The organism is Erwinia sp. V71 (genome assembly GCF_965644245.1).
GTDB lineage: Bacteria > Pseudomonadota > Gammaproteobacteria > Enterobacterales > Enterobacteriaceae > Erwinia.
Genome location: NZ_CBFFRK010000197.1, coordinates 1 through 3,637, shown reverse-complemented (window position 1 = coordinate 3,637; position 3,637 = coordinate 1). Strand labels below are relative to the sequence as shown.

Sequence of the window (3,637 nt, the reverse complement as noted above, 5' to 3'; positions counted from 1 at the left end):
TCACCATGGGTAAAGGATGTTAAAAAGTGTTCACCATGTCCCCGAACACCTGTCTGCAATGTCCCCGGACCGTACAATAACATGGGGGAAGGGCAGGGAGGGGGGGCCGCGATGATATTGCTGAGTCGTTGCCCCCATCCCAGCCTTCCCCTGCAAAACGGGGGAAGGAGTACGGAGTGCATCTCGGTGAGTTAGCCGATCCGCGCACTGGCTCGCCAGCGTACAATATCAATCAGCAGGAACAACAACAGACTGACGCCCATCACGGGCAGACTGTAAGCCAGCGCCAGGCTGATCGCCGCCAGCAGGATACGCAGGCTGATGCTCAGTCTGCGCCAGCCATACATCAGCGTATCCGCCGGATTCGCCTGCTGTCTGATTGCCGGCCGGCGCAGCCACCACATGCGGTAACCCACCACCACCATCACGCACAGCCCCAGCCCGAACAGCGCCAGCACCAGCTGATTGGCAAGGCCAAACAGCACGCCCATATGCGCATCGACACCCCAGCGCGTCAGTTTTGCCAGCAGACCGAACCGGGCGAACTCCACTTTATCCACGACCTGGAAGTTGACCGGATTGACAGCAACAGCATCAACCTGGGTCGGCCAGCTGCGATCAATCTCGGAAACGGTCCAGGCTTTGTCTGCAGTATAAGCAGGGCGGATCTCGACTTTACCCGCCGTGATATCGGTCTGGCGCGCACTCGCCAGTACGGCGTCAAATTGCGCCGGTGTAATGGTGGCGGGTGCGGGATGATGCGCCGCCATCGCCATACCATGCTGGTGATGTTCGGCATGCTCATCCATCGGCATCATCGCGTCGCTGCTGTCGAGCCGGGTGTTCACTGACGGTGTTAACCAGCCAAAGTGGGCACGCATCTGGGCAATATTGTTGCCCGCCCAGTTGGACCAGGTTAAGCCGGTGGCGGAAAAGAACACCAGACCGAGAAACAGCGCCAGTCCCAGCGTGGTATGCCAGTAACGCTGGCGCAGAAAGCGGCCGGTCTTCGAGGGTTTACGCGTGCCTGCCGTACGACGTGGTGTACGGCTCAGCGCCCACAATGCCACACCACCCAGCGCAGCGATCCACAACCAGCTGGCGGCCAGTTCACTGTAGTTACGGCCTGCATCGCCAAGCAACAGGCTGCGATGCAGATAGTCGAGCCAGGTGCGGAACGGCAGCACACCGCTGGTGCCATACACCATCAGCTCACCACGAATCTCCAGCGTTTTGGGATCGACAAACACGGCCCGGGTTTCCGACGGCCCGGCATCGGCATCGCGGAACATCACCCGGGTGGTTTCCCCGGAAGTGGGGGCCGGACGCACGGCGACAATATGTGCACCGTTACCCATATGGCGCAGTGCGCTGTCCACCTGCTGCGACAGCGGGTGATCCGCGCCACTGGCATCGGTAAACAGCTGATGCTGATACAGCTGGTTTTCCAGCTGCGGCGTCAGTACGTACAGTGTGCCGGTCAGGGCCGCGACAAAAATAAACGGGCCAATAAACAGGCCGATGTAGAAGTGCAGGCGACGCAGCAGGTGCATCAGCGCCTGACTGTTTTGCGTCGTTTCGGCGCGCGCGACTGACGCGGCCGGGATAATTTTTTCCGACATAACGCTTCCTGGAGTCCTTTCAGACAAATGCAGGTGCCCATCGTGCAGTACGACGGGTGACTAATTTCATTAATTTCAGGCGATGGCAGCAGGAAGCGGCGGGGCGCGCGGGCGGAAATGAATCGGGACAAAAACGGCGGTAAACAGCGGCTCAGGCGTGGCAACCGGCGGCGCGGCGGCCTGCAGCAGCGTCCACAGTTCTGGCAGATGACTCAGGTTCAGCGGCAGATGGATCAGCAGCACACAGTAGCCACAGGCGCTGTCATCCATCATCGACATACTGTGGAATGTGGCAGGTTTGACGGGCTTTGCTGGCGAGTGATGCCGCATCGTGCTGCTATGGTGCGACATTTCGTCCATTGGCATGGCGGACGCTGAAGCTGAAGGTTCCTCCGCCATCATCATCCCGCCATGGTGCATCATCATCGGCATCGCACTGCCACGCGCATGCTCCAGTGATTTTGAGATCACCGGGGCAATAAACAGCAGCAGCATGGCGAACAAACCAAGCCAGGCCGGCAAGTGGCTGTGCGCGTGCGAAAGTCGAATCAGAGACACATGTCACCTGTCATAAAAATCACGCGGGGATTGTAGCCGAATCCGCGCCGGATGTGACAACTGATTACCGGAAAAAGAACGTAGCAGGCTGAAGCAGCATTTGTTGCTTTGTGCGCAAATGAGCGATGGTGGGCACTGGCGGATAAATGCATGGTCACAGGCTGCTTAATCTGGAAAGGCAAAGAGGATAATCACAAGGAGAAGAGAGATGACAACTCTGGATATTGGGCTGACCCATGTCGCGTTTGAAGTGAAAGATTTAGCCAAAAGCATCGACTTTTACCAGCGCTATGGCGGGATGAAGGTTATTCATCAGCGTGAGCCAGGTGCTCCTGATGCGGAAAAAGTGGCGTGGCTGTCCGATTTGACCCGCCGCTTTGCCATTGTGCTGGTGCAGACTGTGCTGAGTGAAGATACACCGCTGGGACCATTCGGCCATCTTGGTGTTGCCTGCGCCAGCCGCGAAGAGATTGATGATAAAGTGGCAATGGCGCAACGTGAAGGTGTCCTGCGTCGGGCACCGGAGCAGTCCCCACCACCTGTGGGCAATTGGGCATTTTTCGCCGATCCTGACGGCAATACGCTTGAGTTGTCTTATGGGCAACAGGTAGGAGACCAGGTGGATCTGGCGCATCTATCCTGAGTAACAGGACACGGGCGAGCGGCTGCTCGCCCGAAAACAGGCTCACTCAGGCCGCGGCGGGTTCGCAGACATCAATCCATGTTGCAGCGGTCAGCTCCGCCATCTGTTGTGGCGAAATTCGCACTGCGCTGTGGATCGCGCCGGCGGCTGGCAGCACTTCCGTGAAATCTTTCAGCGAGACATCGCAGTAGACCTGTAGGGGATTTTCCAGCCCGAACGGGCAAACGCCACCTACCGGATGCCCGGTCCAGTTAACCACTTCATCGGTGCTCAGCATGCGCGCTTTGGCGCCCAGCGCCTGTTTCAGCTTGCGATTATCCAGGCGGGCATCGCCGCGTGTCACAATCAATACCACCCGATCTTTTACTTTTAACGACAGCGTCTTGGCAATCTGGCCCGGTGTGACGCGGTGAGCTTTCGCCGCCAGCGCGACGGTGGCCGTGCTTTCTGCCAGCTCAATAATATCAATTTCAGGTGCGCGCTCGGCAAAGAACTGCCGTACTGACTCCAGGCTCATGCTTATCTCCGTCGTGTTAGCCGCCGATAAAGCTGCCACAACCGCCGGGATCTGTAAACTGAATGTCAGAAGAAAAATTTGCACTAAGTCGCGTGATTCTGCTGGGGGTCTGCTAGCGGTGGGCGGATTCCCGACACGTCAGGCAGAATAGTTAGTTTCTTTTATTAATTAATTTAAATTAATTAATAGCAAGCTAAGGAAGACATATTCAGCAATAGTCCAGCGCGAATTCAGATAATAAGTGCAACGCTTGGTCATGTGGATGGAGGGACGGTTAGCTACCGATAAGCTATCCTG

The 3,637-nt window shown here is 57.3% G+C and carries 4 protein-coding genes; 1 reads left to right on the top strand and 3 read right to left on the bottom strand.

The genetic code is table 11. The features are described from left to right. Positions 1-191: 191 nt before the first annotated feature. Both ACSZO1_RS21830 and ACSZO1_RS21825 read right to left on the bottom strand, forming a co-directional pair. The gene (locus ACSZO1_RS21830; RefSeq protein WP_437616409.1) at positions 192-1,622 is read right to left on the bottom strand and encodes a PepSY-associated TM helix domain-containing protein; all 1,431 of its coding nucleotides are present in this window, start codon (positions 1,620-1,622) and stop codon (positions 192-194) included. A 75-nt stretch (positions 1,623-1,697) separates the two neighbouring features. After that, positions 1,698-2,180: a DUF2946 domain-containing protein gene (locus ACSZO1_RS21825; RefSeq protein WP_437616407.1), complete on the bottom strand. Its 483-nt coding sequence runs from the start codon at positions 2,178-2,180 to the stop codon at positions 1,698-1,700. 208 nt (positions 2,181-2,388) lie between these two features. On the opposite strand from ACSZO1_RS21825, the gene ACSZO1_RS21820 reads away from it, so the two are divergent. Beyond that, positions 2,389-2,823, top strand: a complete 435-nt coding sequence (locus tag ACSZO1_RS21820) for a VOC family protein (protein ID WP_437616405.1) — start codon at positions 2,389-2,391, stop codon at positions 2,821-2,823. A gap of 46 nt (positions 2,824-2,869) precedes the next feature. Here ACSZO1_RS21820 and ACSZO1_RS21815 read toward each other — a convergent pair whose 3' ends face one another. Further along, the gene (locus tag ACSZO1_RS21815; RefSeq protein WP_437616403.1) at positions 2,870-3,340 is read right to left on the bottom strand and encodes a YbaK/EbsC family protein; all 471 of its coding nucleotides are present in this window, start codon (positions 3,338-3,340) and stop codon (positions 2,870-2,872) included. Between the last annotated feature and the right edge of the window lie 297 nt (positions 3,341-3,637).